At 71.4% G+C, this 21,466-nt stretch carries 20 protein-coding genes; 15 read left to right on the top strand and 5 right to left on the bottom strand.

Going from position 1 to position 21,466, the window contains the following annotated elements; all coding sequences use genetic code 11:
- Window positions 1-4: 4 nt before the first annotated feature.
- Window positions 5-385 (bottom strand): hypothetical protein, encoded by a 381-nt coding sequence (locus ABZ459_RS44715; RefSeq protein WP_357984760.1) that lies wholly within the window; start codon window positions 383-385, stop codon window positions 5-7.
- Between the two features lie 61 nt (window positions 386-446).
- Here ABZ459_RS44715 and ABZ459_RS44720 point away from each other — a divergent pair, with 61 nt between their 5' ends.
- Window positions 447-893: a MarR family transcriptional regulator gene (locus ABZ459_RS44720; protein WP_357984763.1), complete on the top strand. Its 447-nt coding sequence runs from the start codon at window positions 447-449 to the stop codon at window positions 891-893.
- On the opposite strand, the gene ABZ459_RS44725 is transcribed toward ABZ459_RS44720, so the two are convergent.
- The 3 genes from ABZ459_RS44725 to ABZ459_RS44735 form a co-directional block, all read right to left on the bottom strand.
- Window positions 890-2,362, bottom strand: coding sequence for a pyridoxal-dependent decarboxylase (locus ABZ459_RS44725; RefSeq protein WP_357984766.1), 1,473 nt, complete (start codon window positions 2,360-2,362; stop codon window positions 890-892). The genes ABZ459_RS44720 and ABZ459_RS44725 overlap by 4 nt on opposite strands.
- Window positions 2,363-2,450: 88 nt before the next feature.
- Window positions 2,451-2,636: a DUF4236 domain-containing protein gene (locus tag ABZ459_RS44730; protein ID WP_352326433.1), complete on the bottom strand. Its 186-nt coding sequence runs from the start codon at window positions 2,634-2,636 to the stop codon at window positions 2,451-2,453.
- A 36-nt stretch (window positions 2,637-2,672) separates the two neighbouring features.
- Window positions 2,673-4,091, bottom strand: coding sequence for a PLP-dependent aminotransferase family protein (locus tag ABZ459_RS44735; RefSeq protein ID WP_357984769.1), 1,419 nt, complete (start codon window positions 4,089-4,091; stop codon window positions 2,673-2,675).
- 98 nt (window positions 4,092-4,189) lie between these two features.
- Between ABZ459_RS44735 and ABZ459_RS44740 the strand changes: the two genes are divergently transcribed.
- The 12 genes from ABZ459_RS44740 (at window position 4,190) to araA (ending at window position 18,948) form a co-directional block, all read left to right on the top strand.
- Complete coding sequence (locus ABZ459_RS44740) at window positions 4,190-4,936, top strand: metallophosphoesterase (RefSeq protein ID WP_357984772.1); 747 nt, start codon at window positions 4,190-4,192, stop codon at window positions 4,934-4,936.
- A gap of 452 nt (window positions 4,937-5,388) precedes the next feature.
- Entirely contained in the window at window positions 5,389-6,372 is a 984-nt protein-coding gene (locus ABZ459_RS44745) for an ABC transporter substrate-binding protein (RefSeq protein ID WP_357984775.1), read from the top strand.
- A gap of 52 nt (window positions 6,373-6,424) precedes the next feature.
- Complete coding sequence (locus tag ABZ459_RS44750; RefSeq protein ID WP_357984778.1) at window positions 6,425-7,933, top strand: sugar ABC transporter ATP-binding protein; 1,509 nt, start codon at window positions 6,425-6,427, stop codon at window positions 7,931-7,933.
- Window positions 7,933-8,946, top strand: coding sequence for an ABC transporter permease (locus tag ABZ459_RS44755; protein WP_357984781.1), 1,014 nt, complete (start codon window positions 7,933-7,935; stop codon window positions 8,944-8,946). Before ABZ459_RS44750 ends, ABZ459_RS44755 begins: the two co-directional genes overlap by 1 nt.
- A gap of 5 nt (window positions 8,947-8,951) precedes the next feature.
- Entirely contained in the window at window positions 8,952-9,926 is a 975-nt protein-coding gene (gene yjfF, locus ABZ459_RS44760; RefSeq protein WP_357984891.1) for a galactofuranose ABC transporter, permease protein YjfF, read from the top strand.
- Window positions 9,927-10,134: 208 nt separating this feature from the next.
- Window positions 10,135-11,253 (top strand): multiple monosaccharide ABC transporter substrate-binding protein, encoded by a 1,119-nt coding sequence (gene chvE, locus ABZ459_RS44765; protein ID WP_357984784.1) that lies wholly within the window; start codon window positions 10,135-10,137, stop codon window positions 11,251-11,253.
- Window positions 11,254-11,314: 61 nt separating this feature from the next.
- Complete coding sequence (gene mmsA, locus ABZ459_RS44770; RefSeq protein ID WP_357984787.1) at window positions 11,315-12,844, top strand: multiple monosaccharide ABC transporter ATP-binding protein; 1,530 nt, start codon at window positions 11,315-11,317, stop codon at window positions 12,842-12,844.
- Window positions 12,845-12,849: 5 nt separating this feature from the next.
- Window positions 12,850-14,109, top strand: a complete 1,260-nt coding sequence (mmsB, locus tag ABZ459_RS44775) for a multiple monosaccharide ABC transporter permease (RefSeq protein ID WP_357984790.1) — start codon at window positions 12,850-12,852, stop codon at window positions 14,107-14,109.
- Window positions 14,110-14,181: 72 nt separating this feature from the next.
- The gene (locus tag ABZ459_RS44780) at window positions 14,182-15,165 is read left to right on the top strand and encodes a LacI family DNA-binding transcriptional regulator (protein ID WP_357984894.1); all 984 of its coding nucleotides are present in this window, start codon (window positions 14,182-14,184) and stop codon (window positions 15,163-15,165) included.
- A 53-nt stretch (window positions 15,166-15,218) separates the two neighbouring features.
- Complete coding sequence (gene araB / locus ABZ459_RS44785) at window positions 15,219-16,838, top strand: ribulokinase (protein ID WP_357984897.1); 1,620 nt, start codon at window positions 15,219-15,221, stop codon at window positions 16,836-16,838.
- An 11-nt stretch (window positions 16,839-16,849) separates the two neighbouring features.
- Window positions 16,850-17,497 (top strand): L-ribulose-5-phosphate 4-epimerase, encoded by a 648-nt coding sequence (locus ABZ459_RS44790; RefSeq protein WP_357984793.1) that lies wholly within the window; start codon window positions 16,850-16,852, stop codon window positions 17,495-17,497.
- Entirely contained in the window at window positions 17,494-18,948 is a 1,455-nt protein-coding gene (gene araA / locus ABZ459_RS44795; RefSeq protein WP_357984796.1) for an L-arabinose isomerase, read from the top strand. Before ABZ459_RS44790 ends, araA begins: the two co-directional genes overlap by 4 nt.
- On the opposite strand, the gene ABZ459_RS44800 is transcribed toward araA, so the two are convergent.
- The gene (locus ABZ459_RS44800) at window positions 18,945-19,292 is read right to left on the bottom strand and encodes a PLDc N-terminal domain-containing protein (protein WP_357984799.1); all 348 of its coding nucleotides are present in this window, start codon (window positions 19,290-19,292) and stop codon (window positions 18,945-18,947) included. The two genes, araA and ABZ459_RS44800, sit on opposite strands and share 4 nt — an antisense overlap.
- A 66-nt stretch (window positions 19,293-19,358) precedes the next feature.
- On the opposite strand from ABZ459_RS44800, the gene ABZ459_RS44805 reads away from it, so the two are divergent.
- Both ABZ459_RS44805 and ABZ459_RS44810 read left to right on the top strand, forming a co-directional pair.
- The gene (locus ABZ459_RS44805) at window positions 19,359-20,564 is read left to right on the top strand and encodes an FAD-binding protein (protein ID WP_357984802.1); all 1,206 of its coding nucleotides are present in this window, start codon (window positions 19,359-19,361) and stop codon (window positions 20,562-20,564) included.
- A gap of 91 nt (window positions 20,565-20,655) precedes the next feature.
- Entirely contained in the window at window positions 20,656-21,447 is a 792-nt protein-coding gene (locus tag ABZ459_RS44810) for an LLM class flavin-dependent oxidoreductase (protein ID WP_357984805.1), read from the top strand.
- Window positions 21,448-21,466: the final 19 nt, after the last annotated feature.

Raw genomic sequence — 21,466 nt, forward strand, 5'->3', positions numbered from 1 at the left:
GCCGTCAGACCGCGGCCGGGGCGCTGCGGGAACGGCGGGTCAGCGTCCAGGCCGACAGCAGATGGACGGCGGCGCCGATCGCCCCGCCCACCGCCATGCCGGGCAGGCCCTGCGCGAGCCCGATCGCGACGTCGGCGGCCTGCACCGCCCCGGACGCGACGAGCAGCGGGACCAGCGCGGGCCTGCCCTTCGCCGTCATCGACCACAGCAGGGCGGCGCCCAGGGGGAGGGCGCGGGCGGCGTAGGCCTGGGCGTACAGGGAGACCCCGCCGGAGACATCGGCGCCGGCAGGCAGGATGATCCCGGGGTCGGCAAGGGCGAGCACGCCGGAGACCATGGCGCCGGCGGCGGCCACGCAGTTGAGGACGATCAGCGGCTTGGACATAACACTTCTCCACTCGAATCGTTCATACTCTGAATGATGTATCGACGGTACCATTGGGGACGTGGACGAAGTCAAGCCGGTGTCGGTGGCGGGGACGATGGCCTTCAGGCTCGGGACGCTCGGGGCGATCCTGACCGAGCGGTTCACGGCCGCGCTCGTGCCGCTCGACCTCAAGCCCAAGCACGTCGGGCTGATGATCCTGCTGGAGGCGCGCGGCGCGGCCTCGCAGCTCGACGTCGCCAAGACGATGGGCGTCGCGCCGAGCCTGGTGGTGACGCTGGCCGACCACCTCGAACGGCTCGGCGCGATCTCCCGGGTGCGCGACCCCGGCGACCGGCGGCGTCAGCTCCTCGACCTCACCGGCGACGGGCGCGCGCTGCTGGGCCGGTGCCTGGAGGTGACGGTGCAGCTCGACGCCGAGCTGACCGCCGGGCTCGGCCCGCGGGACCGGGCCGTGCTCGCCAGGGTCCTCGGCACGCTGGCCGCCCAGGCGGGGCTGCCGGTCTAGTCGTCGCGGGCGGTCTCCCCGGCCAGCGTGGCGTGTCCCTGCCGGATGTCGGCCCAGGCGCGGTCGACGTGACGGCGTTCGGTGGCGGGGGCGCCGACGGCCATGCGGAGCACGATCCGGCCGCCGATCCTGGTGTGCGTGAGGTAGAGGGAGCCGCCGGCGTTCAGGGTCTCCATCAGGCGCAGCGTGGCCGCGTCGGCGTCGGCGGGCGGCAGGCCGGGCCAGCGGGGGCGGAAGCAGACCAGGCCGAGCGGGTGCGGCTCGTGCAGCTCGAAGGTGGGGTCGGCGGCGATCCGGGCGGCCAGGTGCTGGGCCAGGGAGACGCCCTTGCGGATGTGGGCGCGCAGGCCCTCGGCGCCGTACCAGCGGATCACCGACCACAGTTTCAGCGCTCTGAACCGGCGGCCCAGCGGGATCTGCCAGTCGCGGTAGTCGACCACCGAGCCGGCCGAGGTCGCGGCGTTGCGCAGGTACTCCGGCAGGATCGACAGCGCGCCGAGCAAGCGGGCGCGGTCGGCCGTCCACAGGACGGTGCAGTCGAAGTTGGTCAGCAGCCATTTGTGCGGGTTGGTGGAGTAGGTGTCGGCGTACTCCGCCACGCCGTCGTTGAGCCCGCGGAACTCGGGGCAGACCGCGGCGACCCCGGCGTAGGCGGCGTCCACGTGCAGCCACACGTCGTGCTCGCGGCACACCTCGCCGATCTCCGGCACCGGGTCGACGGCGGCCGAGGAGGTGGTGCCGACGGTGGCGCAGACCATCGCGGGGACCGCGCCGCCGGCCTTGTCGGCCGCGATCAGCTCGCGCAGCCGCCCCGGGTCCATGGCCAGCGTACGGGGGTGCACGTCCACCACCCGTACGCCGTCGGAGCCGAGACCGGCGACGCGGGCGGCCTTCTCCAGCGAGGAGTGCGTCTGTGACGAGACGTAGATCGTGTACCGCTCGGCGACGCCCGTACGCGTGACCCGGCCGCCGCTCGCCCGGTGCAGGGCGGCGAGCAGCGCGACCAGGCAGGCGCTCGACGCGGAGTCCTGGATCACGCCGCCGCCGCGCGCGTCGGTCCTGAAGTGCGCGGGCAGGCCGAGCAGGCTCGCCAGCCAGTCCACCACCACGGTCTCCAGCTCGGTGCAGGCGGGGCTGGTGACCCACAACATGCCCTGCACGCCGAGGCCGCTGGAGAGCAGGTCGCCGAGGATGGCGGGGCCGCTGGCGTTGGAGGGGTAGTAGGCGAAGAAGGCGGGGTGCTGCCAGTGGGTGATGCCGGGCAGCAGGATGGTGTTCAGGTCGTCCAGGACGGCCTCGAACGGTTCGCCGTGCTCGGGCGGCTCCGCGGGCAACGCGCGGCGGACGTCTCCGGGCTCGGCCCGTGACATCACCGGACGGGACTCGATGCCCGCCATGTAGTCCGCGATCCAGTCGACGACCTGCCTGCCGTGGCGGCGGAACTCCTCCGGGCTCATGTGGGCGTTCATGCCTACAGATCATCATCCGGGCGGCGTCCCGGGAAGACGGGAACGGGCCGGAGGCCGCGCGCCTCCGGCCCGTCGTTCCGGCGGGGGGTCAGCGCCCGCTGAGTGTCTTGCGCCAGTGGAAGCCGCCGGGCAGATTGACCGACAGCGTACGGCGGCCGTCGGCGGTACGCGTCACCCTGAACAGCCGGTTGCCCCAGCTGTGCCCAACGCCGCCGCGGGACAGGTTCAGCCGGACCGGGCCCAGCTTGATCGTCTTGCGGTAGCTCCAGCTCATCGGACTCCTCCGTCGAGGTCGGTGAGAGCTGGTCAACTACCCGGGAACGCCGGAAATATCGGGGTTTTCGGCGTTGGCACTGCTTCCGTCGGCGGACGCCCAGGTCAGGGCATCGGCGAGGGCTTCCAGGGCGGCCGGGTAGGCGCGTTCGGAGGGGGCGGCGTACCCGATCAGCAGGCCGCCGGGGCCGGGCGTCTGGCGCAGCGGGGTCAGGCCGCGCAGGACGACGCCGCGCCGTTCGCAGGCCGCCAGCACGGCGGACTCGGCCGGCCCGGCCGGCGGGAGCAGCAGCAGGGCCCGCAGGCCGGCGGCCACGCCGGGCAGGCGCGCGCCGGGCAGCGGGGCGGCCGGCCCGGGGCCGAGCCGCGACAGCAGCAGGTCGCGGCGGCGGCGGTAGCGCAGGCGCGCGGCGCGGACGTGCCGGTCGTAGTCGTGGTCGTCGATCAGCCGGGCCAGGACGAGCTGGCCCAGCACCCCGGTGTGGGCGTCGGCGTACAGCTTGGCCTCGGCGACCGGGCCCACCAGGGCGGGCGGGAGCGCCATCCAGCCCAGGCGCAGCGCCGGGGAGAGCGACTCGGAGGTGGTGCCGCAGTAGACGACCTGGTCGGGGGCCGTGCCCTGGAGGGCGCCCACGGGACGGCGGTCGTAGCGGAACTCGCCGTCGTAGTCGTCCTCGATGACCGGGCCGCCCCACTCGCGCAGCAGGCGGCGGCGCGCCGGGGCCAGGGGGACGCCGGTCGGGTACTGGTGCGCCGGGGTCAGCACGGCGGCGGCCACCCCGGACGTGAGATCGCCGGTACGGGCGCCCTGCTCGTCCACCGGGAGGGGGACGATCGTGCGGCCGGCGCGGCGCAGGACCTCGCGGTAGAAGTCGTGGCCCGGGTCCTCCATGGCGATCGGGCCCGCGCCGAGCACGTCCGCCAGCAGGTTGAGCGACTGGACGAAGCCCGTGGTGACGACGATCCGGTCGGGGGTGGTGCGCACGCCGCGGGTCCTGCCGAGGTAGCCGGCCAGCGCGGTGCGCAGTTCGATCCGGCCCGTGGGGTCGCAGGGGCCGAAGACCTCGGCGGAGGACGTGGCGAGCACGTGGCGGGTGGCCCGCAGCCAGGCGCGCGCGGGGAAGGCCGACACGTCCGGCTGCCCGGGACGGAGATCGTGCACCGGCTGCGGCGGCCCGGCGACGAAAGGAGAGCGGATCAGCGCGGGGGCCGGTGGGAAGGCGTCGGCGACCTCGGTGCCCGAACCCGGGCGGGTGGTGAGGTAGCCCTCCTCGGCGAGCTGGTCGTAGGCGGCGCTCACCGTGCCGCGCGCGAGGCCGAGCCCTGACGCGAGCGCCCTGGTCGAGGGCAGGCGGGTGCCGGGCGGCAGCCGCCCGTCGCGTACGGCGGCGCGCAGCGCGTCCTCGACGGCCCGCCGCCGCCCGAGTGCGGGATCGAGCTCCAGATGCAGGTCCACTCCGGAACTGGCCCAATGTTTCGCCACAAAACCGGATCTTACGGGTGGTCCGGTGGGCGGCTACCGTCGAGGGCGTACCTCGAAAGGAAGTTCTGCCCATGCTCGTGATCGCCCATCTCAGCGACATCCACGTCGGCGGCTCGGACCGGTCCGTCGAGCGCGCCGACGCCGTCATGCGCTACCTGGACGCCCTCCCGTACGACCTCGACGCGGTGCTCGTCTCCGGCGACATCGCCGACCACGGGCTGGCCGAGGAGTACGAGCAGGCGCGCAAGCTGCTGACCTCGCGCCACCCGGTCCTCGTGTGCCCCGGCAACCACGACGTCCGGGAGGAGTTCCGGCGGGTGCTGCTCGGCGAGCCGGCCGCGTCCGGGCCGGTCAACCGGGTCCACCGCACCGGCGGGGCCGTCTACGTGTTGTGCGACTCCTCCGTCCCGGGCCGGCCCGAGGGCCACCTGGACGACGAGACGCTGACCTGGCTCGACGGCGTGCTCGGCGCGGAAAGTGACCTGCCGGTGTTCATGGCCTTCCACCACCCGCCCACCACGCTGCACTCGCCGATCGACACGATCATGCTCCAGGCCCCGGACCGCCTCGCGGACCTGCTGGCCGGGCATCCGCACGTGGCCGCCGTGCTGGTCGGCCACGCCCACACATCGGCGGCCACCACCTTCGCCGGACGCCCGCTGCTGGCCGCGCCGGGCGTGGTGTCCACCCTGCGGCTGCCCTGGGAGGGCGCGACGACGCTGGCCGAGTGCGCCGACTACGAACTCCCGCCGGGGCTCGTCTTCCACGTGCTGGACGACGGCCGGGTCACCACCCACCACCGCGTGGTCCCGGTCTGATGGCGTAGGCGGACGGGCCGGGAGGCCGCGGGCTTCCCGGCGCCGGGACGGATCGCTTCATGGGAGGTGCTCCTCGGGCGAGGGACTGTTAGCGCTACCAGTCGAAGTGGCCGCTGACAAAGGTGATCGGCGTCACGTTAGGGAGGGGACACCCCTGGAGTCAAGGGGGTCCGGCGTGACGTGACCGTGATGCGCAGGGCCCTTGACGGATGTGCTTGTTAACGTTCACAGTCGTGGCCAAGCCAGGAAAGGAGCGGTCGCGGGATCGGTCCGGGGTCGTCTCCCCTCGGTCGCGGCCGAGGAGGCGAGGTGGCGGCCCGCCTCCTGGCACCCCGCGGTGGCCGGTACGCGAGACGGGCACGGCCCGACGGGACCGCGCAGGCCCCCGAGGCAGGAAGGCGCCGGCAGCCGGTTGCGGTTGTTAGCGCTCACATGAGAAGGGAACCCCCCACGTGTTCAGAAGGATCTCGGCGCTGGTGCTCGCCGGGCTCACCGCGATGTCGGTGGCGAGCTGCGGCGGAGGCAGTGGCGGCAGCGGCGGCAGCGGCGGCGGCGACGGCTCGATCACCATGGGCTTCGCCCAGGTCGGCGCGGAGAGCGGCTGGCGCACCGCGAACACCAAGTCCGTGCAGGACTCGGCCAAGAGCGCGGGCGTGACGCTCAAGTTCTCCGACGCCCAGCAGAAGCAGGAGAACCAGATCAAGGCCATCCGCTCCTACATCCAGCAGAAGGTGGACGTCATCGCCTTCTCGCCGGTGGTGGAGTCCGGCTGGGACACGGTGCTCAAGGAGGCCAAGGACGCGAAGATCCCGGTCATCCTGACCGACCGCGCCGTCGACTCCAAGGACACCTCCCTGTACAAGACCTTCCTCGGCTCCGATTTCGTCGAGGAGGGCAAGAAGGCCGGTCAGTGGCTGGTGCAGGAGTACAAGGACGCCAAGGACCCGGTGAACATCGTCGAGCTCCAGGGCACCACCGGCTCGGCCCCCGCCAACGACCGCAAGGCCGGGTTCGCCCAGGTCATCGGCGCCGACCCGAAGTTCAAGGTCGTCGCCTCGCAGACCGGCGACTTCACCAGGGCCAAGGGCAAGGAGGTCATGGAGGCCTTCCTGAAGTCCAACCCGGACATCGACGTGCTGTACGCCCACAACGACGACATGGGCCTGGGTGCGATCGAGGCCATCGAGGGCGCGGGCAAGGTGCCCGGCAAGGACATCAAGATCATCACGGTCGACGCCGTCAAGGACGGCATGCAGGCGCTGGCCGACGGGAAGATCAACTACATCGTCGAGTGCTCGCCGCTGCTCGGCCCGCAGCTCATGGACCTGGCCAAGAAGGTCGTCAAGGGCGAGCAGGTGCCGGCCCGCGTGGTGACCGAGGAGACCACGTTCACGCAGGAGCAGGCCAAGCAGGTCCTGTCCAGCCGTCAGTACTGATCGCGCGGGCCGGGCCCGGCGGCCCGGCCCCTTCAGGCGGAAGGGGAGGCTCATGGCCGCACCCGTGCCGGTCCTGACGATGAACGGGATCGGCAAACAGTTTCCCGGGGTCAAGGCCCTGGACGGCGTGGACCTGCGGCTGCTGCCCGGCGAGGTGCACGCGCTCATGGGCGAGAACGGCGCCGGCAAGTCCACCTTGATCAAGGTGCTCACCGGCGTGCATCCGGCCGACTCGGGCACGATCGAGCTGGGCGGGCGGCCCGTCGCCTTCGCCGGCCCGGCCGAGGCGCAGCGGGGCGGCATCAGCACGGTCTACCAGGAGGTCAACCTCTGCGCGAACCTGTCGGTGGCCGAGAACATCTTCATCGGCCGCGAGCCGCGCAGGTTCGGGCGCATCGACTGGAGACGCGTGCGGGCCAGGGCCGGCGAGCTGCTGAGCGGGCTGGACCTGAGCATCGACGTCTCGGCGCCGCTGTCGGCGTACTCGCCGGCGGTGCAGCAGATGGTGGCCATCGCGCGGGCGGTCGACATCGAGGCGCGGGTGCTGATCCTGGACGAGCCCACCTCCAGCCTGGACGCCGACGAGGTGCGGCAGCTCTTCCGGGTGATGCGGCGGCTCAAGGAGGAGGGCATCGCCATCCTCTTCGTCTCCCACTTTCTCGACCAGATCTACGAAATTTCGGACCGTATGACGATCCTGCGCAACGGACGGCTCGTCGGCGAGTACCTGACCCGCGAGCTCCCCCAGCTCGACCTGGTCGCCAAGATGATCGGCCAGGAGCTGGCCGCGCTCGAACGCCTGCACGGCGCGGCCAGGGTCTTCGACCGCCCGCTGGTCGAGGCGCGCGGGCTGGGCCGGGCCGGGGCCGTCGAGCCGTTCTCGCTCACCATCCACGAGGGCGAGGTCGTGGGGCTGGCCGGGCTGCTCGGCTCGGGACGTACCGAGGTCGCGCGACTGCTGTTCGGCGCCGACCACGCGAGCGGCGGCGAGCTGTCCGTCGGCGGCGCGCCCGCCGCGCTGCGCACCCCGCGCGCGGCGATGAACCACAAGATCGCCTTCTGCTCGGAGAACCGCAAGGAGGACGGCCTGATCCCCGACCTCACCGTGCGCGAGAACATCATCCTGGCGCTCCAGGCCACCCGGGGCTGGACCAGGCCGGTCCCGCGCGAACAGCAGGACGAGCTGGTCGGCCGGTACGTCAAGGCCCTGCGGATCAGCCCGCCCAACCCCGAGCACCTGGTGCGGAACCTGAGCGGCGGCAACCAGCAGAAGGTGCTGCTGGCGCGCTGGCTCATCCTGGAGCCCCGGCTGCTCATCCTCGACGAGCCCACCCGCGGCATCGACGTCGGGGCCAAGACCGAGATCCAGCGCCTGGTCGCCGAGCTGTCCGACGGCGGCATGGCGGTGCTGTTCATCTCCGCCGAGCTGGAGGAGGTGCTGCGGCTCAGCCACAAGGTCGAGGTGCTGCGCGACCGGCGGCTGGTGGCCGAGCTGCCCAACGACGAAGCCCTCACCTCGGACGTGCTGATGGAGACGATCGCGAGCGGAGGGCGGGCCTGATGCGGCGGCTGCTGTGGCCGGTGGCGGTGCTCGTGCTGCTGCTGGCCCTGAACGTGTTCTTCACCCCCAGCTTCCTCTCCGTCCAGGTCAGGGACGGGCACCTGTACGGGAGCCTGATCGACATCCTGCGCTTCGGCGCGCCGCTGATCCTGGTCTCGCTCGGCATGACGCTGGTCATCGCGACCGGCGGCATCGACCTGTCGGTGGGCTCGGTGGTGGCGATCTCGGGCGCGCTGGCCTGCCTGCGGATCAGCGAGGACGCCGGCGTGCTCGCCGCCGTGGCACTCGCGCTCGGGCTGTGCCTGCTGCTCGGCGCCTGGAACGGGTTCCTGGTCGCGCAGGCGGGCATCCAGCCGATCATCGCCACGCTGATCCTCATGGTGGCCGGGCGCGGCCTGGCCCAGCTCATCACCGACGGGCAGATCATCACGGTCAACAGCCCGTCGTACAAGCTGATCGGCGGTGGGTATCTGCTGGCGGTGCCGTTCGGGGTGCTGCTGGTGCCGGTCGTGCTGGCGGTCACCGCGTTCCTGACCCGCCGGCTGGCGCTGGGCCTGCTGATCGAGTCGGTCGGCGGGAACGCCGAGGCCAGCAGGCTCGCGGGCATCAGGTCGCGCGGGATCGTCATCATGGTCTACGCCTTCGCCGCCCTGTGCGCCGGCATCGCCGGGATCCTGATCAGCTCGAACGTCTCCAGCGCCGACGGCAACAACGCCGGCCTGTGGATCGAGCTGGACGCGATCCTGGCCGTGGTGATCGGCGGCACCTCGTTGTCGGGCGGCCGGTTCTCACTGGGCGGGACCGTGGCCGGCGCGCTCGTCATCCAGACGCTCACCACGACGATCTACTCCATCGGCGTGCCGCCCGAGACGACCCTGCTGTTCAAGGCGCTGGTGGTGACGGCGGTCTGTCTCGTGCAGTCGCCGTCGTTCCGCGCGAAGGCGCTGCGCCGGCGCGGTGGCAGCGCGCCGCCCAGCCCGGCCCCCGAGGAGAAAGTGCGGGTGACCCTGTGACGACCATGACCGTGGGCCGGGTCGCGTTGCCGGCCCGCCACCTGCCCGTGCTCGTGACGGCGTGCCTGTTCGTGGCGATGTTCGTCGTGGGCGGCGTCCGGTACGAGGGCTTCGCCAGCGGGCAGGTGGTGCTCAACGTCTTCATCGACAACGCGTTCCTGCTGGTGGTGGCGGTGGGGATGACGTTCGTGATCCTGGCCGGGGGCATCGACCTGTCGGTGGGGTCGGTGGTGGCGCTGTCCACGATGATCTCGGCGTCGCTGATGTCGGGGCCGGGGTGGCCGCCGTACGTGGTGGTGCCGCTGGTGCTGGCCGTCGGGGCCGGGCTCGGGCTGGTGATGGGGTACATCGTGCACGCCTTCGACATCCAGCCGTTCATCGTGACGCTGGCCGGGATGTTCCTGGCCCGGGGGCTGTGCTACACGATCGGCACGGACTCGATCCCGATCGAGGACCCGACGTTCACGGCGTTCGCGCAGACCAGGATCGACCTGTTCGCCGGTCTGTGGATCTCGCCGAGCGTGCTCATCGCGGTGGGGGTGGTGCTGGTGGCGGCGTACGTGCTGCACCACACCCGGTTCGGCCGGGCCGTGTACGCGACGGGCGGCAGCGAGCAGTCGGCGCTGCTCATGGGCCTGCCGGTGGGCCGGACGAAGATCACGGTCTACACGGTGAGCGGCTTCTGCTCGGCGCTGGGCGGCGTGCTGCTGTCGTTCTACATGCTCTCGGGCTACGGCCTGCACGCCGTGGGCATGGAACTGGACGCCATCGCCGCCGTGGTGATCGGCGGCACGCTGCTCACCGGCGGCAGCGGCTTCCTGCTCGGCACGGTGCTCGGCGTGCTGGTGCTCGGCCTGATCCAGACGATCATCAGCTTCGAGGGCACGCTCAGCTCCTGGTGGACCAAGATCTTCATCGGCCTGCTGCTCTTCGTCTTCATCGTGCTGCAACGGATCTTCAGCGCGCGCCCAAGGCGCTGACCTGCGAGGAGTCTGCCGCGAACGTTACCTAAAGGTTTCCGTGAGGTTATGCTCAACCGTTGACATCGTCTTTGTTAGCGATAACAATCGGCGAGAACGAAGCGAGAACTTTGTTCTGATTCGGCACGTTCTGTGACCGAGTCCTCTGCACCATCGGCAGTTAACGCTCACATTCCGCTGCCGCAACCCCCATTGCAAGGAGTGCCACATGAGGTTGGGACGTATCGGGGGCGTGGTGTCCGCCATCGCGCTCGCCGCGACCATGACGGCCTGCGGCTCCAGCCAGAAGACGGTCGACGCCGACGCCTCCACGTCGGCCGCCGCCGGGGGCGCGGGCGCCCTGATCGGCGTCACGATGCCCACCAAGTCGTCCGAGCGGTGGATCCATGACGGCGACAACGTCAAGCAGCAGCTCGAACAGCTGGGCTACAAGGTCGACCTCCAGTACGCGGAGAACGACATCCCGACGCAGGCCAACCAGATCGAGAACCAGATCACCAAGGGCGCCAAGCTCCTGATCATCGCCTCGATCGACGGCACCGCGATCACCTCGCAGCTCCAGCAGGCCGCCGACGCCAAGATCCCGGTCATCTCCTACGACCGCCTGATCCGCAACAGCCCCAACGTCGACTACTACGCCACCTTCGACAACTTCAAGGTCGGCGTGCAGCAGGCGACCTCCCTGCTCAAGGGCCTCGGCGTGGACGACGGCAAGAAGGGCCCGTTCAACGTCGAGCTGTTCGGCGGCTCGCCCGACGACAACAACGCCACGTTCTTCTGGAACGGCGCCATGTCGGTGCTCCAGCCGAAGATCGACGACGGCACCCTGCTGGTCAAGAGCGGCCAGAAGGACTTCAAGACCGCCGCCATCCTGCGCTGGGACCCCGCCACGGCCCAGAAGCGCATGGAGGACATCCTCACCAAGACCTACACCGGCGGCACCAAGGTGGACGGCGTGCTCTCCCCGTACGACGGCCTGTCCATCGGCATCCTGTCGGCGCTCAAGAGCTCCGGCTACGGCACCAGCGGCCAGCCCTACCCCGTCGTGACCGGCCAGGACGCCGAGCTCGCCTCGGTCAAGTCGATCATCGCCGACGAGCAGTACTCCACCATCTTCAAGGACACCCGCAAGCTCGCCGAGCAGACGGTGAAGATGGCCGACGCGGTGCTCAAGGGCGGCAAGCCCGAGGTGAACAACACCAAGGACTACGACAACGGCAACAAGGTCGTCCCCTCCTACCTGCTCGACCCGGTGATCGTGGACAAGAGCAACTACAAGGAGATCATCGTCGGCGGCAACTACTACACCGAGGACCAGCTCAAGTAAGGGCCCGCCCCGGGGGACGGCGATCCCCCGGGGGCACTTCCCACACCTGAGCGAGGGGCATATGACCGAGCACATCTTGCGGATGAGCGGGATCACCAAGACGTTCCCCGGTGTCAAGGCGCTGCAGGACGTCAACCTGGCCGTCCGGCGCGGCGAGATCCACGCCGTCTGCGGCGAGAACGGCGCCGGCAAGTCGACGCTGATGAAGGTGCTGTCCGGGGTCTACCCGCACGGCGACTACGAGGGCGAGATCACCTTCGAGGGCAGGCGCTGCGAGTTCGCCGGCATCCGCGACAGCGAGCACGCCGGGATCGTCATCATCCACCAGGAGCTGGCGCTCAGCCCGCAACTGTCGATCGCGGAGAACATCTTCCTCGGCAACGAGCGTGCCAGGCGCGGCTTCATCGACTGGAACCGCACCAACTACGAGGCCGCCGAGCTGATGCGCCGCGTCGGCCTGCAGGAGAACCCCACCACCACGGTCTCCGACCTCGGCGTCGGCAAGCAGCAGCTCGTCGAGATCGCCAAGGCGCTGTCGAAGGAGGTGAAGCTGCTCATCCTCGACGAGCCGACCGCCGCGCTCAACGACGACGACTCGGCCCACCTGCTCGACCTGCTGCGCGGCCTGCGGGACGAGGGCATCACCTGCGTGATCATCTCGCACAAGCTCAACGAGGTGACCGCGATCGCCGACGCCGTCACGATCATCCGCGACGGCCGCACGATCGAGACCCTGGACATGGCCACCGACCACGTCACCGAGGACCGCATCATCTCCGGCATGGTCGGCCGCGCGCTGGACAACCGCTTCCCGCCGCACGAGTCGACGATCGGCGAGGAGGCCCTGCGCATCGAGGACTGGACGGTCCACAGCCCGAGCCAGCCCGGCCGGAAGGTCGTGGACGGCGCCTCGCTCACCCTGCGCAGGGGCGAGATCGTCGGCCTGGCCGGCCTGATGGGCGCCGGGCGCACCGAGCTGGCGATGAGCCTGTTCGGCCGCACGTACGGCGTGCACATCTCCGGCAAGGTCTTCAAGGACGGCGAGCCGATCGAGATCCGCAACGTGCAGGACGCGATCCGCCACGGCCTGGCCTACGCCACCGAGGACCGCAAGCGGTACGGCCTCAACCTCATCGAGGACATCAAGCGCAACATCAGCGCGGCCGGGCTCAAGGGCCTGGCCCGGCGCGGCTGGGTGAACGAGAACGAGGAGTACAGGGTCGCCGAGGAGTTCCACCGGAGCATGAACATCAAGGCGCCCAGCGTCGACAGCGTCGTCGGCAAGCTGAGCGGCGGCAACCAGCAGAAGGTCGTGCTCTCCAAGTGGATCCTGACGCAGCCTGACGTGCTCATCCTCGACGAGCCCACCCGCGGCATCGACGTCGGCGCCAAGTACGAGATCTACACGATCATCAACCGCCTCGCCGACCAGGGCAAGGCCGTGCTGGTGATCTCCAGTGAGTTGCCTGAGCTGCTCGGCCTGTGCGACCGCATCTACACGCTCTCCGAAGGTCGCGTCACCGGCGAGGTCCCCCGCCGGGAGGCCACCCAGGAAAGCCTCATGCATCTCATGACCAAGGGACAGGAGTAGCTCCGATGAGCAGCATCACGCCCGCCGACGTGCAGGTCGGCGCGGGAGGCGACGGGGGAGCGCCGCGGCGGCCCGGCCGGGTCTCGCTGGGCGGCCTGTCGCTGAACCTGCGTTCGAGCGGCATCTACATCGCCTTCGCGCTGATCATCGTGCTGTTCTCGGTGCTCACCGACGGCGCGTTGCTCCAGCCGCAGAACATCTCCAACATCATCGTCCAGAACTCCTACGTCCTGATCCTGGCGATCGGGATGATCCTGGTCATCATCGCCGGGCACATCGACCTGTCGGTCGGCTCGGTGGTGGCGGTCACCGGGGCGCTGGCCGCCGTGCTCATGGTGAACATGGGCCTGCCGTGGCCGCTGGCCCTGCTGATCACGGTGGCCGCCGGGGCGCTGATCGGGGCCTGGCAGGGGTACTGGATCGCCTACTTCGGCATCCCGGCCTTCATCGTCACGCTGGCCGGCATGCTGCTGTTCCGCGCGCTCACCATGACCGTCCTCGGCAACCAGGGCATCGGCCCGTTCCCCGACCAGGTCCGTACGCTGGCCAACGGCTTCACCGACGGCTACCTCGGCAACGTGGGCCTCGGCCCGCTGGGCGGCGCCGACCTGTTCAGCCTGATCATCGGCCTGGTCGCGATCGGCGGCATGGTCGCCGCGCAGTGGCGCACCCGCAACGCCCGCCGGGGTTACGGCCAGTCGGTCGAGCCGATGGCCGTGTTCGCGCTGAAGATGGCGGCCGGCGCCGCGCTGATCCTGTTCCTGGTCGTGCAGCTCGCCCGCTTCAAGAACCTGCCGTGGGTGCTGGTGCTGCTGGCCGCGCTGGTGCTGGCGTACTCGCTGATGGCCAACCGCACGGTCTTCGGCCGGCAGATCTACGCCATCGGCGGCAACCTCCAGGCGGCGGTCATGTCCGGCGTCAAGGTCAAGTCGGTGGTCTTCTGGATCTTCGTCAACATGGGCGTACTGGCCTCCGTCGCCGGCATCATCTTCGCCGGCCGGCTCAACCAGGCGGGCCCGACCGCGGGCAACAGCTTCGAGCTGGACGCCATCGCGGCGGCCTTCATCGGCGGCGCGGCCGTCCAGGGCGGCGTGGGCAAGGTCGTCGGCGCGATCACCGGCGGTCTGATCATGGCTGTCATCAACAACGGCATGTCGCTCATCGGTTCGCCCAGCGAGCGCGTGATGCTCGTCAAGGGCGCCGTGCTGCTGGCCGCCGTCGCGTTCGACGTGTGGACCAAGCGGCGCGCCGGCGCCTCCCGCTGACCACCGCAGGCCCCGGCAAGCCCCGCGAAAGGAGAACCCGTGGTACCGAGCCCCAGGCCGCGTCCGCCGGTCATGGCCGACGTGGCCAAGGAAGCCGGCGTGTCGCACCAGACGGTCTCACGGGTGCTCAACGACCACCCGAACGTCCGGGCCGACACCCGCGCCCGGGTGGAGGAGGCGATCGTCCGGTTGGGCTACCGGCGCAACCTGGTCGCCCGCGCGCTGGTCACCAAGCGGTCGCGCACCCTCGGGGTGGTGAGCTTCGACACCACCCTGTACGGCCCGGCCAGCATGGTCTACGGCATCGAGCAGGCGGCCAGGACCGCCGGTTACTTCGTCAGCATCGTGAGCCTGAAGTCGATCGACGCGGCCGGCGTCCGCGACGCGCTCGACTACCTGGCCGAGCAGAGCGTCGACGGGGTGGTGGTGGTCGCGCCGCAGCGCTCGGCCGCCGCCGCCCTGGAGAGCCTGCCGCCCGGGGTGCCCGCGGTGGTGGTCGAGGGCGCGCACGGCGCCGACGTCTCCGCGGTCTGCATCGACCAGGTCGAGGGCGCCAGGCTCGCCACCCGGCACCTGCTGGACCTGGGCCACGAGACGGTCTGGCACGTCGCGGGGCCGCCCGACTGGCTGGAGACCGAGGGGCGCGTCGAGGGCTGGCGCTCCACGCTGGAGGCGGCCGGCCGCCCGGTGCCCGAGCCGCTGCCCGGCGACTGGAGCCCGCGCGCCGGGTACGCGGCCGGCCGGCGCCTGGCCGGGATGGACGGGGTCACCGCGGTGTTCGCCGCCAACGACCAGATGGCGCTGGGCGTGCTGCGCGCGCTCAGCGAGGCCGGGGTGCCCGTCCCGGGGCGGATCAGCGTCGTGGGCTTCGACGACATCCCCGAGTCCGAGTTCTTCTCCCCGCCGCTCACCACGGTCCGGCAGGACTTCGACGTGGTGGGCCGCCACTGCATCGAGGTGCTGCTGCGGCAGATCGACGCCGGGCCGGCGGCGTACGAGCGCATGGTGGTGCGTCCCAGCTTCGTCGTCAGGTCCAGCACCGCGCCGGCCCGATAGCCGGCAGGCGAACAGACAACTCTCTGGAGTGCAATGTGAACGCTAACAAGTTCGTGGTCGGAGTGGACTTCGGCACGCTGTCGGGGCGTGCGGTCGTCGTCCGCGTGTCCGACGGCGCCGAGCTGGGCAGCGCCGTCCACGAGTACGCCGAGCGCGTCATCGAGCACACGCTCCCCGGCACCGGCGTGCGGCTCGGCCCCGACTGGGCGCTGCAGTCGCCGCGCGACTGGCTGGACGTGCTGCGCGTGGCCGTGCCCGGGGCCCTGGCCGCCGCCGGGGTCGCCGCCGAGGACGTGATCGGCATCGGCACCGACTTCACCGCCTGCACCGTCCTGCCGGCCACGGCCGACGGCACCCCCCTGTGCTTCGAGACGCCCGAGCAGCCGCACGCCTGGCCGAAGCTGTGGAAGCACCACGCCGCCCAGCCGCACGCCGACCGCATCAACGAGCTGGCCGCGCGGCGGGGCGAGAGCTGGCTGCCGCGCTACGGCGGCAAGATCTCCTCGGAGTGGGAGTTCGCCAAGGCCCTGCAGGTCCTTGAGGAGGCCCCCGAGGTGTACGCCAGGGCCGAGCGCTGGATCGAGGCGGCCGACTGGATCGTCTGGCAGCTGTCCGGCGTCGAGAGCCGCAACATCTGCACGGCCGGCTACAAGGGCGTCTTCCAGGACGGGAGCTACCCCTCCGAGGACTTCCTCGCCGCCCTCGACCCCGGCTTCTCCGGCTTCGCCGGCAAACTGGCCACCGGCGTGGTCGGCGACGACGTCAACGGCACCACCCTGGCCCCCCTCGGCGGCCTGGCCGGTGTGCTGACGGCGCGGGCGGCCGGGTGGACCGGGCTGCCCGAGGGCATCGCCGTGGCCGTCGGCAACGTGGACGCCCACGTCACCGCCGCCGCCGCGGACGCCGTGCGCCCCGGCCAGATGGTGGCCATCATGGGCACCTCCACCTGCCACATCATGCCCAGCGACCGGCTGGCCGAGGTGCCCGGGATGTGTGGTGTCGTCCGGGACGGCATCGTGCCCGGCCTGTGGGGCTACGAGGCCGGCCAGTCCGCCGTCGGCGACATCTTCGCCTGGTACGTCGACACCTTCGGCACAGACGGCCACGAGCGCCTGACCGAGCTGGCCGAGCAGCAGGCCGTCGGCGCGCACGGGCTGGTCGCGCTCGACTGGTTCGGCGGCAACCGCTCGGTGCTCGTGGACCACGACCTGTCCGGCGTGATCGTCGGCCAGACCCTCGCCACCAGGCCCGAGGACGTCTACCGCGCGCTCATCGAGTCCACCGCGTACGGCGCCCGCATGATCGTCGAGACGTTCGAGAAGTCCGGCGTGCCCGTCGAGGAGTTCGTGGTCGCCGGCGGGCTGCTGAAGAACCGCTTCCTCATGCAGGTCTACGCCGACGTGCTGCGCCGCCCGCTGTCGGTCATCGGCTCCGACCAGGGCCCCGCGCTCGGCTCGGCCGTCCACGCGGCCGTCGCCGCCGGGGCCTACCCGGGCATCGAGGAGGCCGCCGCGGCGATGGGCAAGCGCACGCGGGCGGCGTACGTGCCGGACGAGGCCCGCGCCGACGCCTACGACCGCCTGTACGCCCAGTACCGCGAACTGCACGACCACTTCGGGGACGGGCGCATGCTGCACGCCCTCCGCGCGATCAGGAACGAGGCCGCCAAGTGAACCACGAGGCAATGAGAGCGACCGTCGCCGGGCTGCACGCCGAGCTGGTGAACTACGGCCTGGTCGTCTGGACCGCGGGCAACGTCTCGGGCCGCGTCCCGGGCGAGGACCTGTTCGTCATCAAGCCGTCCGGAGTCTCCTACGACGAGCTGACCCCGGAGAACATGGTCGTCTGCGACCTCGACGGCAACCTGGTCGAGGGGGCCCACGCGCCCTCCAGCGACACCGCCGCGCACGCCTGCGTCTACCGCGAGATGCCCGAGGTCGGCGGCGTCGTGCACACCCACTCGACCTACGCCTCGGCGTGGGCGGCCCGCGGCGAGCCGATTCCGTGCGTGCTGACGGCCATGGCCGACGAGTTCGGCGGCGAGATCCCGGTCGGCCCGTTCGCGCTGATCGGGGACGACTCCATCGGCCAGGGCATCGTGCAGACGCTCAAGGGCCACCGCTCGCCGGCCGTCCTCATGCAGAACCACGGCGTCTTCAGCATCGGCAAGGACCCCAAGGCCGCCGTCAAGGCCGCCGTGATGTGCGAGGACGTGGCCCGCACCGTCCACGTGTCCAGGCAGCTCGGCACGCCGCTGCCCATCGGCCCGGCCCACATCGACCGCCTGTACGACCGCTATCAGAACGTCTACGGACAGAGGAGCCCGCGTTGAACATCTGGTTTCTGACCGGCAGCCAGGGACTGTACGGCGAGGACACGCTGAGCCAGGTGGCCGAGCAGTCGCGGCGCATCGCCGAGCAGCTTCCCGTGCCCGTGCAGTGGCGGCCCGTGCTGACCGACGCCGCCGCGATCAGGCGCGTCATGCTGGAGGCCAACGCGGACGACGAGTGCGCCGGCGTCATCTCCTGGATGCACACCTTCTCCCCGGCCAAGATGTGGATCGCCGGCCTCGACGCGCTGCGCAAGCCGCTGCTGCACCTGCACACCCAGGCGAACGTCGAGCTGCCGTGGAGCTCCATCGACATGGACTTCATGAACCTCAACCAGGCCGCGCACGGCGACCGCGAGTTCGGGTTCGTGCAGACCCGGCTCGGCGTGCCGCGCAAGACCGTCGCCGGGCACGTCAGCGACCCGGCCGTCGGCGCGCGCATCGAGGCGTGGGCGCGCGCGGCCAGGGGCGTGGCCGAGGTGCGGGCGCTCAAGCTGGCCCGCTTCGGTGACAACATGCGCGACGTGGCCGTGACCGAGGGCGACAAGGTCGAGGCGCAGCTCCGGTTCGGCGTCTCGGTCAACACCTACGGCGTCAACGACCTGGTCGAGGCCGTGGACGCGGCCTCCGACGCCGACGTGTCGGCACTGGTGAAGGAGTACGCCGAGCTGTACCGGGTGGCCCCCGAGCTGCTCGGCGAGCGCCACGAGTCGCTGCGGTACGCCGCCAGGATCGAGCTGGGCCTGCGCGGTTTCCTGGAGCGCGGCGGCTTCCGTGCCTTCACCACGAACTTCGAGGACCTCGGCGGCCTGCGCCAGCTGCCCGGCCTGGCCGTGCAGCGCCTGATGGCCGACGGCTACGGCTTCGGCGGCGAGGGCGACTGGAAGACCTCGGTCCTGCTGCGCACCCTCAAGGCGATGAGGCCGGGCGGGACGTCGTTCATGGAGGACTACACCTACGACCTGACGCCCGGGAACGAGCTCATCCTCGGCGCGCACATGCTGGAGGTGTGCCCGTCCATCGCCGCCGGGACGCCGTCGTGCGAGATCCACCCGCTGGGCATCGGCGGGCGGGAGGACCCGGTGCGGCTGGTGTTCGACGCCGCACCCGGCCCCGGCATCGTCGTCGGCCTGGCCGACATGGGCGACCGGTTCCGCCTGGTGGCCAACGAGATCGACGTCGTCGCGCCGCCGCAGCCGCTGCCGAAGCTGCCCGTGGCCCGTGCCGTCTGGTCGCCGCGGCCGAACCTGCGCACCTCGACCGAGTCCTGGCTGAGCGCCGGGGCGCCGCACCACACCGTGCTGTCCACGGCCGTCGGGCGCGAGGAGCTGACCGACCTGGCCGACATGCTCGGCGTGGAGCTGCTGGTGATCGACAAGGACACGACGACGGCGCAGTTCGCCAAGGAGCTCCGCTGGAACCAGGCGTACTACCGGCTCGCCCAGGGCTTCTAGTCCTCCGGCGGCTTCTTCGGGGCGTTCCTGCGCTGCTCCTCGGCACGTTCGCGGCAGCGGCGCAGGAACTCCGCGTCGTCGTCGGGGTTGGTGGCGGCGAAACGCCCCGGGCGGTCGTACTCGGGGAACGCGCTCGGGCGTGAGGCCGCCTGCGGGGCGCGTTCGGGACGGCCGGCCACGAGCCAGATGACCGAGCCGACCAGCGGGAACAGCAGGACCACCAGCACCCATACGATCTTGGGCAGGTTCCTGCAGACCGCGTCCGGCGTGGTGATCACGTCGAAGAGGCAGTAGAGCCACAACACGAGGGTGGCCAGGCCCATGGCCTCGGACAGATACAGCACTTGGCCGAACGTAGTGACGGGCGGGGGAGTCGGCAAGGGAAACCGGATGAATAGGGTGAAGCCGTGATGTTGACCAACTGGGCGGGCAACACCGCCTTCCGGGCGCGGGCCGTCCACCGTCCCGTCTCGCTCGACGAGCTGCGCGGCATGGTGGCCGCCAGTGACCGGGTGCGGGCCCTGGGCAGCGGTCATTCCTTCAACGACGTCGCCGACTCCACCGGCGACCTCGTCGTGCTCAACCGCATGCCCGCGACGATCGAGATCGACAGCGCGGCGCGCAAGGTCCGGGTCGCGGCCGGCACCACGTACGCGCGGCTGGCCGAGGCGGTGCACGCGGCCGGGTTCGCGCTGGAGAACATGGCCTCGCTGCCGCACATCTCGATCGCCGGCTCGGTCGCGACCGGCACGCACGGCTCCGGCGACGCCAACCGCTGCCTGGCCGCCGCCGTGTCCGGTCTGGAGCTGGTCACCGCCGACGGCTCGCTGCTGTCGTTGTCCCGCGGGGACGCCGGCTTCGCCGGCGCGGTCGTCTCGCTGGGCGCCCTCGGCGTCGTCCACACGCTGACGCTCGACCTCGTACCGGCCTTCGAGCTGCGCCAGTACGTCCGCGAGGGCCTGACGCCCGACGCGCTCGACGGATTCGACGACATCATGGCCGGCGGCTACAGCGTCAGCCTGTTCACCGACTGGCGCGACACCCGGATCTGGCTGAAGCGCCGCGATGAGTTCACCGGCGACTCCTGGCACGGCACCCGCCCCGCCCCCGCCCCCCGGCACCCGCTGGCCGGGATGCCCGCCGACGCCTGCACCACGCAGCTCGGCGTGCCGGGCCCCTGGCACGAACGGCTGCCGCACTTCCGGCCCGACGCCCCACCGAGCGGCGCAGGCGACGAGCTCCTGTCGGAGTTCCTGCTGCCCCGGGCGCACGCGGTCGCGGCGCTGCGCGAGCTGTACGCCGTCGGCGACCGCGTCCGGCCGGCCCTGCAGATCTCGGAGGTGCGCACGATCGCCGCCGACGACCTGTGGCTCAGCCCGTTCCGCGACCGCGACAGCGTCGGCGTGCACTTCACCTGGATCAGGGACGTCGCCACCGTGCTCCCGGCGATCGACCTGGTCGAGCGGACGCTCGCGCCCTTCGAGCCGCGGCCGCACTGGGGCAAGCTGTTCACCCGCCGCCCGGCCTGCCCCGGCGACTTCCGCGAGCTGGCCGGGCGGCTGGACCCGGCGGGCAAGTTCGCCAACGACTTCGTCCGGCTACTGCTGGGGGAGTAGCGGCGCGCGCCGGGCATGCGCCCGCCGTCGTAGCGGGCCACCGGTCCGGCGGACGATGTGCCGGCCGGGCCGTCGCGGCATCGTGGAGCCCATGACCGATCACCCGTTCAGATTCGGGGCCGTCGCCGGTTACGCCCCCACCGCGCAGGCCTGGACCGGGCTGGCCCGCAGGGTCGAGAGCCTCGGCTTCTCCACCCTGCTCGTCCCCGACACGCTCGGGACGCTGTCGCCGTTCGCCGCCGCGGCCGCGGCCGCCGCCGTCACCACGACGTTGCGCGTCGGCACGTACGTGGTCAGCGCCCCGTACCGCACGCCCGAGACCGTCGCCTGGGAGACCGCCACCCTGCACACCCTCACCGGAGGACGCTTCGAGCTGGGGCTGGGCGCCGGCCGGCCGGGCGCCGAGCAGGACGCGGCGGCGCTCGGCGTGCCGTTCGGCAGCCCGGCCGAGCGCGTGGAACGCCTGGCCGCGACGATCGACGCGGTCAAGGACGTGCCGATCCTGGTCGCCGCGACGGGCGCCCGCGTGCTGGGGCTGGCCGCGCGCAAGGCCGACACGGTGGCGCTCGGCGTGCCGCCGCAGCATACCGAGGACCAGGTCGCCGCCAAGCTGGACGAGCTGTACGAGCTGGCCGGCGACCGCTTCCACGACCTGGAGCTCGGCATGAACCTGGTGGCCGCCGGCGGCGAGCCGCCCGCCTGGCTGACCGGCCGCTTCGGCCCGCTCGGCCCCGAGGCCACCGGCCTGCTCACCGGCACCCCCGACGAGATGGCCGACGTCCTGCGGCGGCGCAGGGACCGGCTCGGGATCTCGTACGTGACGGTGAACGCCCAGTTCATCGACGCCTTCGCGCCCGTCGTGGAACGTCTGGCCGGTACCTGACGGAAGCTGACAGGTAAGA

The organism is Nonomuraea sp. NPDC005692 (assembly GCF_040631115.1).
GTDB lineage: Bacteria > Actinomycetota > Actinomycetes > Streptosporangiales > Streptosporangiaceae > Nonomuraea.